General features: G+C 56.1%; 15 protein-coding genes. 13 read left to right on the forward strand and 2 right to left on the reverse strand.

The window, feature by feature from the left end; all coding sequences use genetic code 11:
* The first annotated feature begins 23 nt into the window (after positions 1-23).
* Positions 24-941: an SPFH domain-containing protein gene (locus CFter6_RS07780; RefSeq protein WP_061539440.1), complete on the forward strand. Its 918-nt coding sequence runs from the start codon at positions 24-26 to the stop codon at positions 939-941.
* Positions 942-1,025: 84 nt separating this feature from the next.
* On the opposite strand, the gene smpB is transcribed toward CFter6_RS07780, so the two are convergent.
* Entirely contained in the window at positions 1,026-1,475 is a 450-nt protein-coding gene (smpB, locus tag CFter6_RS07785; RefSeq protein WP_014005340.1) for an SsrA-binding protein SmpB, read from the reverse strand.
* Between the two features lie 67 nt (positions 1,476-1,542).
* On the opposite strand from smpB, the gene CFter6_RS07790 reads away from it, so the two are divergent.
* Positions 1,543-1,983 (forward strand): type II toxin-antitoxin system RatA family toxin, encoded by a 441-nt coding sequence (locus tag CFter6_RS07790; protein WP_061539441.1) that lies wholly within the window; start codon positions 1,543-1,545, stop codon positions 1,981-1,983.
* Entirely contained in the window at positions 1,976-2,275 is a 300-nt protein-coding gene (locus tag CFter6_RS07795) for an RnfH family protein (RefSeq protein ID WP_061539442.1), read from the forward strand. The genes CFter6_RS07790 and CFter6_RS07795 overlap by 8 nt, the downstream gene beginning before the upstream one ends.
* 25 nt (positions 2,276-2,300) lie before the next feature.
* Here the strand turns inward: CFter6_RS07795 and CFter6_RS07800 are convergent, their stop codons facing one another.
* On the reverse strand, positions 2,301-2,825 hold the full coding sequence (locus tag CFter6_RS07800) for a DUF4124 domain-containing protein (RefSeq protein ID WP_236904566.1): 525 nt from the start codon (positions 2,823-2,825) through the stop codon (positions 2,301-2,303).
* A gap of 180 nt (positions 2,826-3,005) precedes the next feature.
* Between CFter6_RS07800 and guaB the strand changes: the two genes are divergently transcribed.
* From guaB to CFter6_RS07850, 10 genes are all read left to right on the forward strand, one after another.
* The gene (gene guaB, locus CFter6_RS07805; protein WP_061539444.1) at positions 3,006-4,466 is read left to right on the forward strand and encodes an IMP dehydrogenase; all 1,461 of its coding nucleotides are present in this window, start codon (positions 3,006-3,008) and stop codon (positions 4,464-4,466) included.
* A gap of 105 nt (positions 4,467-4,571) precedes the next feature.
* Entirely contained in the window at positions 4,572-6,152 is a 1,581-nt protein-coding gene (gene guaA, locus CFter6_RS07810) for a glutamine-hydrolyzing GMP synthase (protein ID WP_061539445.1), read from the forward strand.
* A gap of 325 nt (positions 6,153-6,477) precedes the next feature.
* Positions 6,478-7,713 (forward strand): tyrosine-type recombinase/integrase, encoded by a 1,236-nt coding sequence (locus CFter6_RS07815; protein WP_061539446.1) that lies wholly within the window; start codon positions 6,478-6,480, stop codon positions 7,711-7,713.
* A gap of 71 nt (positions 7,714-7,784) precedes the next feature.
* Positions 7,785-8,381: a DUF6088 family protein gene (locus tag CFter6_RS07820; protein WP_061539447.1), complete on the forward strand. Its 597-nt coding sequence runs from the start codon at positions 7,785-7,787 to the stop codon at positions 8,379-8,381.
* The gene (locus CFter6_RS07825) at positions 8,374-9,420 is read left to right on the forward strand and encodes a nucleotidyl transferase AbiEii/AbiGii toxin family protein (RefSeq protein WP_061539448.1); all 1,047 of its coding nucleotides are present in this window, start codon (positions 8,374-8,376) and stop codon (positions 9,418-9,420) included. The genes CFter6_RS07820 and CFter6_RS07825 overlap by 8 nt, the downstream gene beginning before the upstream one ends.
* Positions 9,421-9,450: 30 nt before the next feature.
* Entirely contained in the window at positions 9,451-9,744 is a 294-nt protein-coding gene (locus CFter6_RS07830) for an OLD family protein (protein WP_061539449.1), read from the forward strand.
* A 1-nt stretch (position 9,745) separates the two neighbouring features.
* The gene (locus tag CFter6_RS07835; RefSeq protein ID WP_061539450.1) at positions 9,746-11,170 is read left to right on the forward strand and encodes a hypothetical protein; all 1,425 of its coding nucleotides are present in this window, start codon (positions 9,746-9,748) and stop codon (positions 11,168-11,170) included.
* Between the two features lie 94 nt (positions 11,171-11,264).
* A complete protein-coding gene (locus CFter6_RS07840) occupies positions 11,265-12,701 on the forward strand; it encodes an AbiJ-related protein (RefSeq protein ID WP_061539451.1) in 1,437 nt (478 codons plus the stop codon).
* Positions 12,698-13,417 carry a hypothetical protein gene (locus CFter6_RS07845; RefSeq protein WP_061539452.1) on the forward strand — a complete coding sequence of 240 codons (720 nt, stop codon included), beginning with the start codon at positions 12,698-12,700 and terminating at the stop codon, positions 13,415-13,417. The genes CFter6_RS07840 and CFter6_RS07845 overlap by 4 nt, the downstream gene beginning before the upstream one ends.
* 90 nt (positions 13,418-13,507) lie before the next feature.
* Positions 13,508-14,596, forward strand: a complete 1,089-nt coding sequence (locus tag CFter6_RS07850; protein WP_061539453.1) for a DUF3800 domain-containing protein — start codon at positions 13,508-13,510, stop codon at positions 14,594-14,596.
* The last annotated feature ends 71 nt before the right edge of the window (positions 14,597-14,667 follow it).

Below are 14,667 nucleotides of genomic sequence, written 5' to 3' on the forward strand. Positions count from 1 at the left end.
TTCAATTCATAAGGAAAAAAATCATGTTCGGAAGCGTCTCGTTAGTCCTGCTGGTGATAGTCATTATCTTTATCGCCAAAACGATCAAAGTGGTACCGCAGCAGCATGCGTGGGTGGTAGAACGCCTGGGCAAGTACCATGCAACTCTGGGGCCGGGGCTGAGCATCGTGGTGCCGTTCATCGACCGCGTCGCCTACAAGCACATCCTGAAGGAAATCCCGCTGGATGTGCCGCCGCAGGTTTGCATCACCCGCGACAACACCCAGTTGCAGGTGGACGGCATCCTGTATTTCCAGATTACCGACCCGATGCGCGCTTCTTACGGTTCGTCCAACTACATTGCCGCGATCACGCAACTGGCGCAGACCACCTTGCGTTCGGTGATCGGCAAGATGGAACTGGACAAGACTTTCGAAGAGCGCGATCACATCAACACCACGATCGTTAACGCGATTGACGAATCGGCCGCCAACTGGGGTGTCAAGGTGCTGCGTTATGAAATCAAGGACCTGACGCCGCCGAAGGAAATCCTGCATGCGATGCAGGCGCAGATTACCGCCGAACGCGAGAAGCGGGCGCTGATCGCCGCTTCTGAGGGCCGCAAGCAGGAGCAGATCAATATCGCGACCGGTGAACGCGAAGCGTCGATCGCCAAATCCGAAGGCGAGAAGCAGGCGTCCATCAACCGTGCCCAGGGTCAGGCCGCGGCGATCTTGTCGATTGCCGAAGCCAGCGCCGAGGCTATCCGCAAGACTGCGGCTGCGATCCAGTCGCCAGGCGGTTCGGATGCCGTCAACCTGAAAGTGGCTGAGCAATATGTGGCGGCCTTCGGGCAATTGGCGAAGACCAATAATTCGATCATCGTGCCGGCCAATCTGGGCGATATCAGCGGCTTGATTGCTACGGCGCTGCAAGTGGTCAAATCCCAGACCAAGTCTTAATCGGCGACAGAAAAAAGGGCGGGCCGGCGAAATGCATGTTTCGCCGGCCCGCCCTTTTTGTTGGTGTCGCTTATTGGCGTCGCTTCAACGCCGGTGCTGTTTCATCGCAGCCTGGACTTCCCGTTCGCCGTCGCGTTGCCGCTCGGTGTCGCGCTTGTCATGCTGTTTTTTTCCCTTGGCCAGGCCGATTTCGCATTTGATGCGGCCGCGCAGGTAGTGCAGGTTGATCGGCACCAGCGTGTAACCGGAGCGTTCGACCTTGACGATCAGTTTCTTGATTTCCTCGGCGTGCAGCAGCAGCTTGCGGGTGCGCACCGCTTCCGGATGGACGTGGCTGGAGGCGCTGAGCAGGGCGCTGATATGGGCGCCGAACAGGTAAATTTCGCCGTTGCGGACGATGACGTAGGCTTCTTTCAGGTTGGCGCGTCCGGCGCGGATGGACTTCACTTCCCAGCCATGCAGCTCCATGCCGGCCTCGAAACGCTCTTCGATGAAGTAGTCGTGGAAGACTTTTTTGTTGTCAATAATGCTCATGTATTAGGAAAATCGCGCAGGTCGGTTAAAATTTCAAGTTGTGATTCTATCAAACGGTTGATATTCAATGGCAGTAGTGCATAAAACGGTTCTTTTGGGATATAGCGCTGAACAGATGTTTGCGCTGGTCGACCGGGTCGAAGACTACCCGCAATTCCTGCCGTGGTGCGGCGGGGTGGATGTGCGTGAACGCGATGCCGGCAAGCTGGTGGCGACGCTGAATATACATTACCACGGCATCAAGCAATCGTTTACTACGGAAAACACCAACACGCCGCCCACCAACATGCAGATGCGGCTGGTGGAGGGGCCTTTCAAGCAGCTCGACGGCAACTGGAACTTCAAGGCGCTGCGGGCCGACGCCTGCAAGATCGAATTCGACCTGCACTACGAATTCTCCAACCGCATCCTGGAAAAGCTGATCGGGCCGGTATTCAGCATGATCGCCAACAGTTTTGTCGATTCCTTCTGCAAACGCGCCGATGCGGTGTACGGCCGCCATGACTGAGGCGGCCGCCGGCGAAATACAGATACAGGTCTGCTACGCCAGCCCCGGCGTGCAGGCCCTGAAGCAGCTGTCGGTGCCAGCCGGGACGCTGCTGCACGAAGGCATCAAGCGCAGCGGCCTGCTGGAAGAAATACGCGAAATCGACCTCAGCTGCTGGCGCGTCGGCATCTACGGCAAGCTGAAGACGCTCGATACCGTGCTGCGCGACCAGGACCGGGTTGAAATCTACCGTCCGCTGATCGCCGATCCGATGGAGTCGCGCCGCAAGCGGGCCGATAAAAAAGCCCGCTGAAGGCGGGCTGTCGGGGTTTGCTGCCTTATTGGCAATCGTTCAAGGTTTCCCGGTTCTGTGCATTTTGCTGCGCTCGCTGCTGGTCGCTCATGAATGAGCGCTGGCCGTTGGCGTCGGTCTGGGCAACCCTTGCGCCGGAATCCAGGGTGCGCTGGTTGGCGCGGGCACGGGCGCAATTTTCAGCCTTGCTGGAGGCCAGCTTGGCTTCCTGCTCGGCTTTCTTGTTCTTCTCTGCCAGTTCGGTCTTGCGTTTCTGGAATGCGGCGTTTTGCTCAGCGACGGTCGGCGGTGCTTTTGCTTCCGGCTTGCTGTCGGCGGCAGCGTCGGCGGCGGCTCCCGGTTCTTCTTCGGCGGCGCCGCGCGGCAGGCTTTGGCTCGGCGTTTTCAGGATGCGCTTGTTCGGCACCGAGGAGGGCGGCGGCATGTCTGAATACTGTTTCACGCCTTTTTCATCCAGCCACACGAATTGCGCCAGGGCGGAAGTCGCCAGGCTGAGCAAGACCGTTGCCGCGGTGGCGGAAAAGACATGTTTCAGGCGGATTGCATTCATTGCTGTTCCTTGGGGCGGTAGAAGTAGATTGAGCGCAGATTTCGCCATGTTTCACTAGTCGTGTCAATTGATCGGTAGTGCTTTGTGGAAATATTTTCCCTGTTGTGGCTAAAATTGCGCAACGTTAGGCGAGTTGTCCGGTTTTCTGTATAATTCGCTTTTGCGCCTATAGGAAAAACTATGCGTCTACTTCAGAAAGCACTCACGTTCGATGACGTGCTGTTGGTCCCCGCTTATTCGGACGTCCTCCCCAAAGACACCACCCTTAAAACACGCCTGACCCGCAATATCGATATCAACATTCCGTTGCTGTCGGCTGCGATGGACACCGTGACTGAAGCGCGGCTGGCGATCGCCATGGCGCAAGAGGGCGGTATCGGCATCATCCACAAGAACCTGACCGCGCAGGAACAGGCGCGCGAAGTCTCCAAGGTCAAGCGTTTCGAATCCGGCGTGGTGCGTGACCCGATCACGATTCCGCCCAACATGCGCATCCGTGAAGTGATCGCCTTGTCGGAACAGCACGGCATCAGCGGTTTCCCGGTGGTCGACGGCAACCGCCTGGTCGGCATCATCACCAACCGCGACCTGCGTTTTGAAGAGGAGCTGGACGCCGAAGTCAGCGCCAAGATGACGCCGCGCGAGAAGCTGGTCTACGTCAAGGACGGCGCCGACCTGTCGGAAGCCAAGCGCCTGATGAACAAGCACCGTCTGGAACGCGTAATGGTGGTTAACGACGCTTTCGAGCTGCGCGGCCTGATCACCGTCAAGGATATCCAGAAATCGACCTCGCACCCGCTGGCCTCCAAGGACAGCCAGGGCAAGCTGCGCGTAGGCGCCGCGGTCGGCGTCGGCGCCGATAACGAAGAACGCATCGAGCTGCTGGTGAAAGCCGGCGTCGACGTCATCGTGGTCGATACCGCGCACGGCCACTCCAAGGGTGTGCTGGATCGTGTCAAATGGGTCAAGCAGAATTTCCCGCAGGTGGAAGTCATTGGCGGCAATATCGCTACCGCAGCCGCTGCCAAGGCGCTGGCTGACCACGGCGCCGACGGCGTCAAGGTCGGCATCGGCCCTGGCTCGATCTGCACCACGCGGATCGTGGCCGGCGTCGGCGTGCCGCAGATTTCCGCCATCGCCAATGTCGCGCAAGCGCTCAAGGGCACAGGCATTCCATGCATCGCCGACGGCGGCATCCGCTTTTCGGGCGACATCGCCAAGGCGCTGGCCGCCGGCGCCTCGACCGTGATGATGGGCAGCATGTTCGCCGGCACCGAAGAAGCGCCGGGCGAAGTGATCTTGTTCCAGGGCCGCAGCTACAAGTCGTACCGCGGCATGGGCAGCCTGGGCGCGATGTCGGACGGTTCCGCCGACCGCTACTTCCAGGATTCGGCCAACAAGGCTGACAAGTTCGTGCCGGAAGGTATTGAAGGCCGGGTGCCTTACAAGGGTAGCGTGCTGACCATCTTGTACCAGCTGATCGGCGGCGTGCGTTCTTCCATGGGCTACTGTGGCTGTGCGACGATCGACGAACTGCGCGAAAAAGCTGAATTCGTGGAAATCACTTCAGCCGGCATGCGCGAGTCGCATGTCCATGACGTCCAGATTACCAAGGAAGCGCCTAACTATCGGACTGATTGATAGCTGGGTTGTTCAGTGATCTAGTCCAGGAACGCGCCACCTGCGGGGATACCGCCGGTGGCGCGTGCACTTTAAAGATTCTCATTTTTTGCTAAATCAGCCACCATGCACTCAAAAATCCTCATCCTCGATTTCGGCTCCCAGGTTACCCAACTGATCGCACGGCGCGTGCGCGATGCTGGCGTGTTTTCTGAAGTGTTTCCCTACGATGTGTCGGATGAATTCGTCCGCAACTACGGCGCCTCCGGCATCATCCTGTCGGGCGGCCCGAACAGCGTCACCGACGGCGACACCCCGCGCGCGCCGCAAGCGGTGTTCGAGCTGGGCGTGCCGGTATTCGGCATCTGCTACGGCATGCAAACCATGGCCGAGCAGCTGGGCGGCAAGGTCGAGATGGGCAAGGTACGCGAGTTCGGCTACGCCGAAGTGCGCGCCCGCGGCCACAGTGCGCTGCTGGAAGGCATCAGCGATTTTGTGACGCCCGAATCGCATTCCATGCTGAAAGTCTGGATGAGCCACGGCGACAAGGTCGATCACATGCCGCCTGGTTTCAAGCTGATGGCATCGACGCCGAACTGCCCGATCGCCGGCATGGCCGACGACGAGCGCCGTTTCTACGCGGTGCAGTTCCATCCGGAAGTCACGCATACGGTCAAGGGTGAAGCCATCCTGAGCCGCTTCGTGATCGATATCTGCGGCTGCAAGCCGGACTGGAACATGCCCGACTACATCGCCGAAGCGGTTGAGTCGATCCGCCAGCAGGTCGGCAGCGACGAAGTGATCCTGGGCCTGTCCGGCGGCGTCGACAGCAGCGTTGCTGCAGCCTTGATCCACCGCGCCATCGGCGACCAGCTGACCTGCGTCTTCGTCGACCACGGCCTGCTGCGCCTGGACGAAGGCAAGATGGTGATGGAGATGTTCGCCCAGAACCTCGGCGTCAAGGTGATCCATGTCGACGCCACCGCCCAGTTCATGGGGCACCTGGCCGGCGTCACCGATCCGGAAGCCAAGCGCAAGATCATCGGCCGCGAATTCGTCGAAGTGTTCCAGGTCGAATCCGCCAAGCTGCAGAACGCCAAATGGCTGGCGCAGGGCACGATCTACCCGGATGTCATCGAAAGCGCCGGCAAGGGCAAGAACGCCGCGCACACCATCAAGAGCCACCACAACGTTGGCGGCCTGCCGGAAACCCTGAACCTGAAATTGCTGGAGCCGCTGCGCGAGCTGTTCAAGGACGAAGTGCGCAAGCTTGGTGTCGCCCTCGGCTTGCCGCACGCGATGGTATACCGCCATCCGTTCCCAGGCCCGGGCCTCGGTGTGCGCATCCTGGGAGAAGTAAAAAAGGAATTCGCCGACCTGCTGCGCCGCGCCGACGCCATCTTCATCGAAGAACTGCGCAACACCAAGGACGACCAGGACGAAAGCTGGTACGACAAGACCAGCCAGGCGTTTGCGGTGTTCCTGCCGGTGAAATCAGTCGGCGTGATGGGCGATGGCCGCACCTACGAATACGTGGTGGCCTTGCGCGCAGTGCAGACCCAGGATTTCATGACTGCGCATTGGGCACATCTGCCGCATGAGTTGCTGGGACGGGTGTCGAACCGCATCATCAATGAAGTGCGCGGGATCAATCGGGTGGTGTACGATATTTCGGGCAAGCCGCCTGCGACTATCGAGTGGGAATAAGGGAAGTATTTTTCCCATATAAATCAATAACTTAAAAAATTACTCAAAAATAGTTAACGAGAATGTGGTTTCTCTAAGTTGTTGATTTTAAAGGTATTAAGAATTAGTTTTCGTTCTAATGCCACTTCCAAGGTGGTGAATCTGACGGTAAAACTGACGGGGTGCATGAGGCCTTTCCATTGGACCTTTTTCGTGCTTCCACAGCAATACCGTCTGTGACGGTAATATCTATGCGCATTAGCTAAGCTCCATGCGGGCTCGCAGGGATATGTAGGTGTCGTGATAGGTGACGGCAATCGGCCGTCTCAATCAGGAGACCAATCCCATGCTCACAGACTTTGCCTTGCGCAACCTTAAACCTCGCGCGACCCCTTACAAAGCCGCAGATCGAGATGGCATGTACGCCGCCATCTCGCCGAAAGGCACTATTTCCTTCCGATACGACTACCGGATCAATGGCCGGCGTGAGACGCTGACCATCGGTCGCTATGGCTTCGGCGGCATCTCACTTGCCGAAGCCCGGGAACGGCTGCGAAATGCTAGACGGCTGCTGGGTGAGGGAACTTCACCAGCACTACAGAAGCAGCGGGAGAAGGCTCGTGGACCCGAAACGCAGACTTTCAGCGATCATGCGACCCGGTGGCTTTATGGAGCCACCATGGCAGAGTCGACGCGATCGATGCGAAAGAGCGTACTGGATCGCGACATCCTGCCCAATTTTAAAAAGCGTCTTCTCTGCGAAATTCATGGTGAAGATCTGCGGGCGCTTTGTATGCGCGTGAAAGCGCGCGGTGCTCCAGCAACTGCCGTTCAAATTCGCGACATCGTGAAGCAGATCTATGGTTACGCGAATTTGCATGGAGAGAAAGTAGCAAACCCGGCCGACAGCGTAGATGCAGCTTCCATTGCGACTTTCGTGGCGAAGGACCGAGCCTTGTCACCGCAGGAGATTCACCTGATGTCCAAGCAATTGGAGTCTGTAGCTACCTATCCGACCATCCGGCTGGCGTTGCGCATGATCTTGTTGACGCTGGTGCGTAAGAGTGAACTGATAGAGGCGACTTGGGACGAGATTGATTTCGAGAATGCGATCTGGACGATTCCAAAACAGCGTATGAAGGGGCGTAAGCCTCATGTGGTCTATCTGTCGCGACAAGCGCTAGACATCTTCATGGCACTGCATACTTGTGCCGCAGGATCTAAGTTCGTGCTGCCGTCGCGTTACGATGCTGATCGATGCATGTCACGTGCAACTCTGAACAGGGTCACGCAGATTGTTGTAGAACGAGCCAAGACAGCGGGCGTACCGTTGGAGTCGTTTACTGTTCACGATCTACGTCGCACTGGCTCGACACTCTTGAATGAAGCGGGCTTCAACCGTGACTGGATTGAGAAGTGCTTGGCTCACGATGAGGGGCGTTCTTCGCGCTCGATCTACAACAAAGCCGAGTATGCCGAACAGCGGCGCCACATGCTGCAGGAATGGGCGAATATGGTTGATGCTTGGGCGGAAGAGCGTGCCTATACTTCCACGCTGTTCCCGGCGCCTAAAGGAGGGTGACAAGTCATTTATCAGTCAACTTGACAAGTGTCAGAAGTTTTTGCATAATTCTGACAAATAGGGCGTTTCATATGCAAACCATTGCCAAACAAGTACTGGAATACGCAGCCGGATTGCCGGAAGGCACCCCTTTGGTCGCGAAGGAGCTTCTGCATTTGGGTGGCAGGGCTGCTGTTGATCAAGTGCTCTCTCGCCTGGTGAAGCGCGGTGCCTTGTTGCGGGCTGGGCGAGGTATTTACGTTTTACCCGTGGAGAGCCGTTTCGGGACGCATGCGCCGTCCACCAGCAAAATGGTAGAGGGACTGGCTGTCCAGCGTGGGGAAACGATCGTGCTCCACGGGGCAGCTGCGGCCAATGCGCTTGGTCTCACTACCCAAGTGCCGATGAAGGCTATCTATCTGACATCCGGGCGCAATCGACGTCTGAGGGTTGGCGCGCAAACGGTCGAATTCCGGCACGCGCCAATCTGGCAACTGATCTTTCCTGGTCGTCCAGCGGGAGAAGTAGTGCGAGCGCTCGCTTGGCTGGGGCCTGAGAAGGCTGGCGAAGCACTGCGCAAGCTTCGGTCCAAACTGCAACCGTCCGAACTCGAAGAAGTCGCATCGGCGCGTGCGCGCCTGCCGACCTGGATGGCGCAAGAAGTAAGCGCTTTGCTGGCGCATGGCTGAGTTTTTCGAACTCTCCACTGCTGAGCGTCTGGAGGCGCTCAACGCGGCTGCCAGCAGTTCCGGCCGTCTGCCTCATCTGCTTGAAAAAGATATCTGGGTCGTCTGGTCGTTGCGGCACCTGTTCGATGGTCCGCATGCAGATCATCTGGTTTTTAAGGGTGGCACATCTCTGTCTAAGGCCTACGGTGTCATCCGCCGGTTTTCGGAAGATGTCGATTTGACCTACGACATCCGCGCGATCGCAGGCGATCTGGTTGGAGACGCCGATGTTCCCCTGCCAGTTAGCAAGAGCCAAGAAAAGAAGTGGAGCAAAGAAATTCGGGCGCGCTTGGCAGAATGGGTTGCCAGCGAAATCGTGCCGAGGCTCAAGCAGGACCTTGAGCAGCAGTCTCTGCCCGCATTGGTACGCGCCGAAGATGACAAGGTCTTTATCGATTACATTCCGTTATCCGCTGGTACGGGCTATGTTGCCCCGGCCGTCATGCTGGAGTTTGGTGCTCGTTCTACCGGCGAACCCAGCGAACCACGTCTCATCCAGTGTGATGCGGCTACGTACCTGCCGATGCTTGTGTTTCCCACTGCCACGCCGCAGGTGATGCGCGCCGAGCGTACCTTCTGGGAAAAGGCCACGGCGATTCATGTCTTCTGCGCTCAAGGTACTTTCCGTGGCGGCGAACGCTTCGCCCGTCATTGGCATGACGTGGCTCGGCTTGATAAGGCCGGATTCGTTGACGCAGCCATCGCGGACACGGCGCTCGGCAAAGCAGTTGCCGATCACAAGAGTATTTTCTTCGCGGAGAAATCCTCGCATGGAGAACTGATCGATTACCACGCTGCAGTTTCTGGTGCCCTGCAGCTTGTACCAGATGACGGTGCGCTGGTCACGCTTGCTTCCGACTATCAGCACATGGTCGATGACGGTTTGTTCCTGGATGACGCTGAGCCTTTTGAGGTTCTGCTGGAACGATGCCGAATCATTCAGCAAAAGGCAAATACAAAACCGTCTCAGGACGCGATTTTCCTAGGCGCAACCGTGTAGGCATCTATCCTCACTTAACCGGAACAGGCGATGTACCTTTCAGAAATCCAGATCAAGAATTTTCGCCAGTTCGGGGCTGAAGAACAGATTTTCTGTGTGTCGTTTCATGAGGGCATGACCGCGCTTGGCGGTGAAAATGATGTCAAAAAATCCTCTGTCGTCGATGCGATTCGCCATGTGCATCTGACCCGCGACATTGAGTTCATGCGGCCGCAGCCTGATGATTTTCACATTCGTCTGGATATGCAGCCTGCTGTAGATGTCACCACCTGCAGCAGGCTATTGAAGCTGCCCGACTCATCCGTACTGACCGGAGATCAATGAAATGGCCAAGACCATCGTATCGTCTTGGCTAACAACATTGCGGCTACATGTCGAATCGAAACCTTGCGTTCTGCTGCGGTTGGACGAAGCCGACAGCACCCAGCTTAGGGAGTCGCGGCTTGGCTTCAATGAATTTACTCTGGCTCGGCCGCACGAACTTTTATCAGGCATTAAGACGCCAACAGTGTGTCTAATCTTCGAGACAGCTTCGAGCTGGGTGCGAGAGGAGGATGCCTACAAGCATGCTTATATCGGGATCGTAAGCTCACGCAGTGCAGTTACCACACTCGACACTCGTATCAAAATCAAGCGCGCAGTACGCATCGAGCCGGGTACGGAGCAGGCTCTCTTGAAACTCCTCGGTACCAGCTCTCATGCTGACCAGCTGCGGAAAAAGCTAGAACTGGCGGCGCCAGTCATTGTGCTATCGCCCAAACTTAGTAGCGCGCTAATCAGCTGTCTGGCTGGTATTGCTGGCAATGAAGGTCCGATGCGAGCAGTTATCGAATCACTTCATGCGCCACAGCGCTATACGAATTTTTCCGCTGTGCAGGAGGATGCTGTACAGACGGCGTTGAAGGCCTTCGGCTTGGGCGCGAGCGATCGAGCTGAACACGTTGAACTATTCGAAGGGAAGGCGACGGCGCTGGCGCGAGTGCCGCTGCTTGAGGACGCGGTGATCGAGAATCCACGGGCGTCAGCCAACAATGATCTATTCCTCACGGTTCAGCAGCGGATGCCGCTGATCGAAGACTCTGCAATAGAGAAAGACGCTCGCTCGGTTCCTGGCTACACACTTACGTCTAGTGATCTCACAGGCCGCGCCGTATTCAAGAAGGGGCAGGAAAGGCTTGAAGTGTTTACGGCTAACCGACGTGACCTGGAACACGTCTTCGGTGTGGATTTGATTTACCTGAATCTGACCAAAAAGAACATCGTTATGGTTCAGTACAAGATGCTGGAACCGAACCGCCGGGATGGACAGCCTTCCGATTGGTTGTACCGGCCAGAAGCCAGCATGACGAAAGAGGTAGCGCGGATGAAGATGTTCGCCAAACAGCATGCACCTGGCCCACTTGAATACCGCCTCAACCCGCAAGTGTTCTATCTCAAATTTGTTAAGCGTGACGGTGCGCTAAGTAGCGGCGGTATTGTCACGCCAATCGATCACTACGAACAGTTGCTTGCTGATCCTGTTTGCAAAGGACCGCGCAATGCCATCCGGATTAGCTATGAGTCATTGGGTGGTCGGTATCTGCGTCAAGGAGCCTTTCTGGATCTTATACAGTCGGGGTACATCGGCGCGCATGCAGCGACGACCGATTACCTCAACACTTTGGTGGATGCTGTATTGAAGGGGAATCGTGCGGTCATCATGGCCGTGCAATCTCCAAGCGACATTGCTAACGAAACGGGTTCGTCATGACCATCAAGTCGATTTCGCCCTCGCGCCTAATGCATCGCTGTGTAGCGATGTCGGGTATGCAGCGTTTTTTTTCGTCTCCGGTGTCGAGGCGTTAATGGGAGCGCCAGCCCCACGAATTGCGCTTGATACCTTGCGAGACCGCATTGCCGAAGGCATTAAAGAAAGTGCGAAGTCATACGACGTTCCTGCCGTCTGCGTCAGGGTAGGAATTCAGGAGCGTGTGGAGGAGGGCGATACCGACGAAGCCTTTCGAAGCCGCAAGGTCTATGTCAAGAGCCGATTGATGGAGCGTGACCAGCCTGCGTTGCTGGTCATCGCAATTGCTGTTCTAAAGGAATTCGACGTCCCCAGTTTGGCTGAGGCTGTGAGCGAACTGACCGTACACGCGGAGCACCGCATCACAGAAATTACTCGGCGAGACGCACTGAAGGTTCTAAATCGTCTTGATTCGTTATTCAATGACGTTGACCTTTTCGAAGGGCTCAATATCATTTCGTACGAGTACCTGACCTACGATGGCGTCGATCACCATCTCAATTTCTTACCCGCCCTCTCCAAAGACGTCGTCCAACATTATGTACGCAATCCCGACGACTCCAACGAAGAAGTACTGATTCGATGTGGTGCACTGACATGCAGCCAGACCAAGTTTTTCGCGCTACTGGAAAAATTGCTTCACCCGGTTGTTCGACGAGGCGATGAGCAGGTCGAGCTAGTAATCCACTTGAATGCCGTTCTACGGCCCGATGGATTTCAGGCCGTAGTGGTCGGTGAGCAATCCACGCATCCGATCTACGCCGTTCAGCGCATAGGAAATGGTGTTGCAGGCGCGGTCAAGAATCTGATCTTCGCGTCCGTAGGACCAAAGCCGGAATTGATACTGCGCGATGCGGTCAGCAATGACATCGAAATTACTAAGCATGCAGACATGTGTCTGGTGTTTGACCGTCCGTTGCCGGTGAGTGGCCTGGCGTGGGTAGATATGGCCGAATGGTGGCAAGAGCGCCAAGGGCTGGCGGAGTTGAAATCCGCGCGTCAATCTTTGGGGGAGCGCCTGAAGCGATCGGTGGAGCTTTCGCATTCTCCAGGGGAATACGCGATCTTTCGTACCTACCACGAAGTGTTTGGCCCGAAACTTGGAGATCGTTTACCTGCCTTAATCCCACAGGTCTATCTTCACTACGATCCTTTCACGCAGGCCGAGCGCATGCAACTGGGAAAAGACAGCGTGCTGGCACGACAACGCATGGATTTCTTGATGTTATTGGATAGCCGTGTTCGTATCGTGATTGAGGTTGATGGGCAGCAGCACTACGCGGAGGGGGGTAGAGCGTCTCCCGCTCATTACGCCATGATGGTCGAGGAAGATAGGCGGTTGCGACTCCAAGGTTATGAGCTATACCGGTTTGGCGGCGCCGAGTTTCCCGATGCGGACAAGAGCAATGATCGCTATGTTGTAGGACCGCAGTCCAAGAAAGTGGTGATCGATTTTTTTGAACGTTTGTTCGACAGACATAAGGTCAAGCCGTGACAATTCCCAGCGATGATGAAGAACCGCAATTGGACGACCTCTTTGATTCGATCGATGGTGTCTCATTCCCTGTATCCGGTGACAAACTTTTCAAAAGTGGTTCCTGGGTTGACAGCGCGCAGCTTAACCACCGCTTGTATGGCGACAAGTGGTCGGTCTATGCAACAGGCTACAAGGATGCTGCGGACATGCTGGTGGATCAAGCGGCAGGGACGGGTCGACATCTGGACTTTCTGGTCTATCCCATCGTCTTTTTGTACCGCCAGCATATCGAATTGATGGTCAAGAGTCTGATCCGCTCGCTGTGGTTGTTGTTGGAGAAGAATCCCTCGGACAAGCAGGCTGGGTTGGTGGGCCATCGCCTGGGAACATTCTGGGCCATCTTGCGCCCTCTCTTGGAGGAGCATGCGCCCTGTCAATCAACGGTCGCCTTGGATCAGACGGGAAGTTTGATCGACGAATTGTGTGCTGTTGATCCAGAGTCTATGGGTTTTAGATATCCCCACGGCATTCCAGATAAGACAGGAGCCCGATTGCCGACACTCAGTGGCCTGGCCGAGGTTGATCTACGGAACTTGAAAGCTGTGATGGAAAAAATTGCTGTCCTGTTAGGGGCCTGTGAGATGTCCATTGATGCGGCTTTGCAGAGCAAAGCCGAGATGCATGCTGAGTGTCTGTCCCTCAACGGGGCGAATGGAGATCCATATGGCCCTTGAATTGTTCGGAAGCATTGTATCGTCCAGTTTTTGGCCCGCGCACAAAATGGCGAAGGCAACACGCTCGTATGTCGTCGAAGAGAGCCGGCCATGACTCTTTCGTTTTTCTTCGATGAGAGCGGACACAGCGGCGATCTCGTCAAATCAGGCGTGGCCTACGATTTTCTGGATCAGCCGTTTTTTGTCTTGGCGGCGTTAGGCATCGAAGATGAAGCGCCGCTTGTGCAGCAGATCGAGGCGATGCGGCTCAGGCATAGGATACCGGCAGGTGAACTGAAATCGAAGTCGCTCCAAAGCCAATCAGCCTTCGTTGCCGAGTTGCTCTCTGAAGTGCTCGACGCGGGGCTCCCGCTTTTCATCGAGGTTGTCGACAAGCGCTACTTCATTTGCATGAACTTGGTAGACCACCAGTTGTTGCCGCCCGTGATGGGTTTTCCTGACGGTTCGCAGCTTCATTTTCTGAAGAACGTTGCCGTCGACTTCCTGTACGACGAGGTCTCTGAGCACGTCCTGAACCGGTTTGTCGAGGCTTGCCTCTCTCCGTCCGATCATTCGCTGATGAGCTTGTTCGGAAGTCTGATGCTGTTTTCTGCGGGAGAGTCCACGATGCCCAAGAATCAGGATATACGTGACGGCGTGCACCGCATGGTCATTGAAGCCGCAACGGAATACGGCGAGATGCGGAAGGCTGACCCAACGGCTTACCTGAGGTTTCTTCCTTCGCCCGATTTGAACAGGCACAGCAAACAGGTATGGATGCTTCCCAATCTTTCGTCGTTCACGAATATCTACGCAAGGATCAACCTGTTCCGTAGGCGAAAGCTAGCAGGCGTGCGTCTTGTGCACGACCAGCAATTGGAGGTCGAAGAAATCCTGCGTGAGGCCAAACGCACTGCGGAGGGTATTAAGGATTCAGGCTTTGAGGCATTCACACCCGCTGCCGACTATATGTTTCATGAGCAGGCATCGCTTGAATTCGCGGCATCGCATGAGTCGGTAGGCATTCAGGCTGCCGATGTGATCGCAGGGACTGTGATGAGATTCTTTCGAGATATGCAGCGCAACCCGGAGAAAATTCATCCTGACGTCGATAGGTCGATGCGCGAGTTACAGAAGCGCTCCGATGAAATTACTGCATTTGGCTTGAACCAAGTCGTGCCGCGCCGTCACATGCTGTGAGATGTCTGTGATTCAGAACGATCTATTTGCTGGATAAAGCTCTTTATTTTGAATAATTTTGGGGACAGGGG

It is taken from the genome of Collimonas fungivorans (assembly GCF_001584145.1).
Taxonomy (GTDB): Bacteria; Pseudomonadota; Gammaproteobacteria; order Burkholderiales; family Burkholderiaceae_D; genus Collimonas; species Collimonas fungivorans.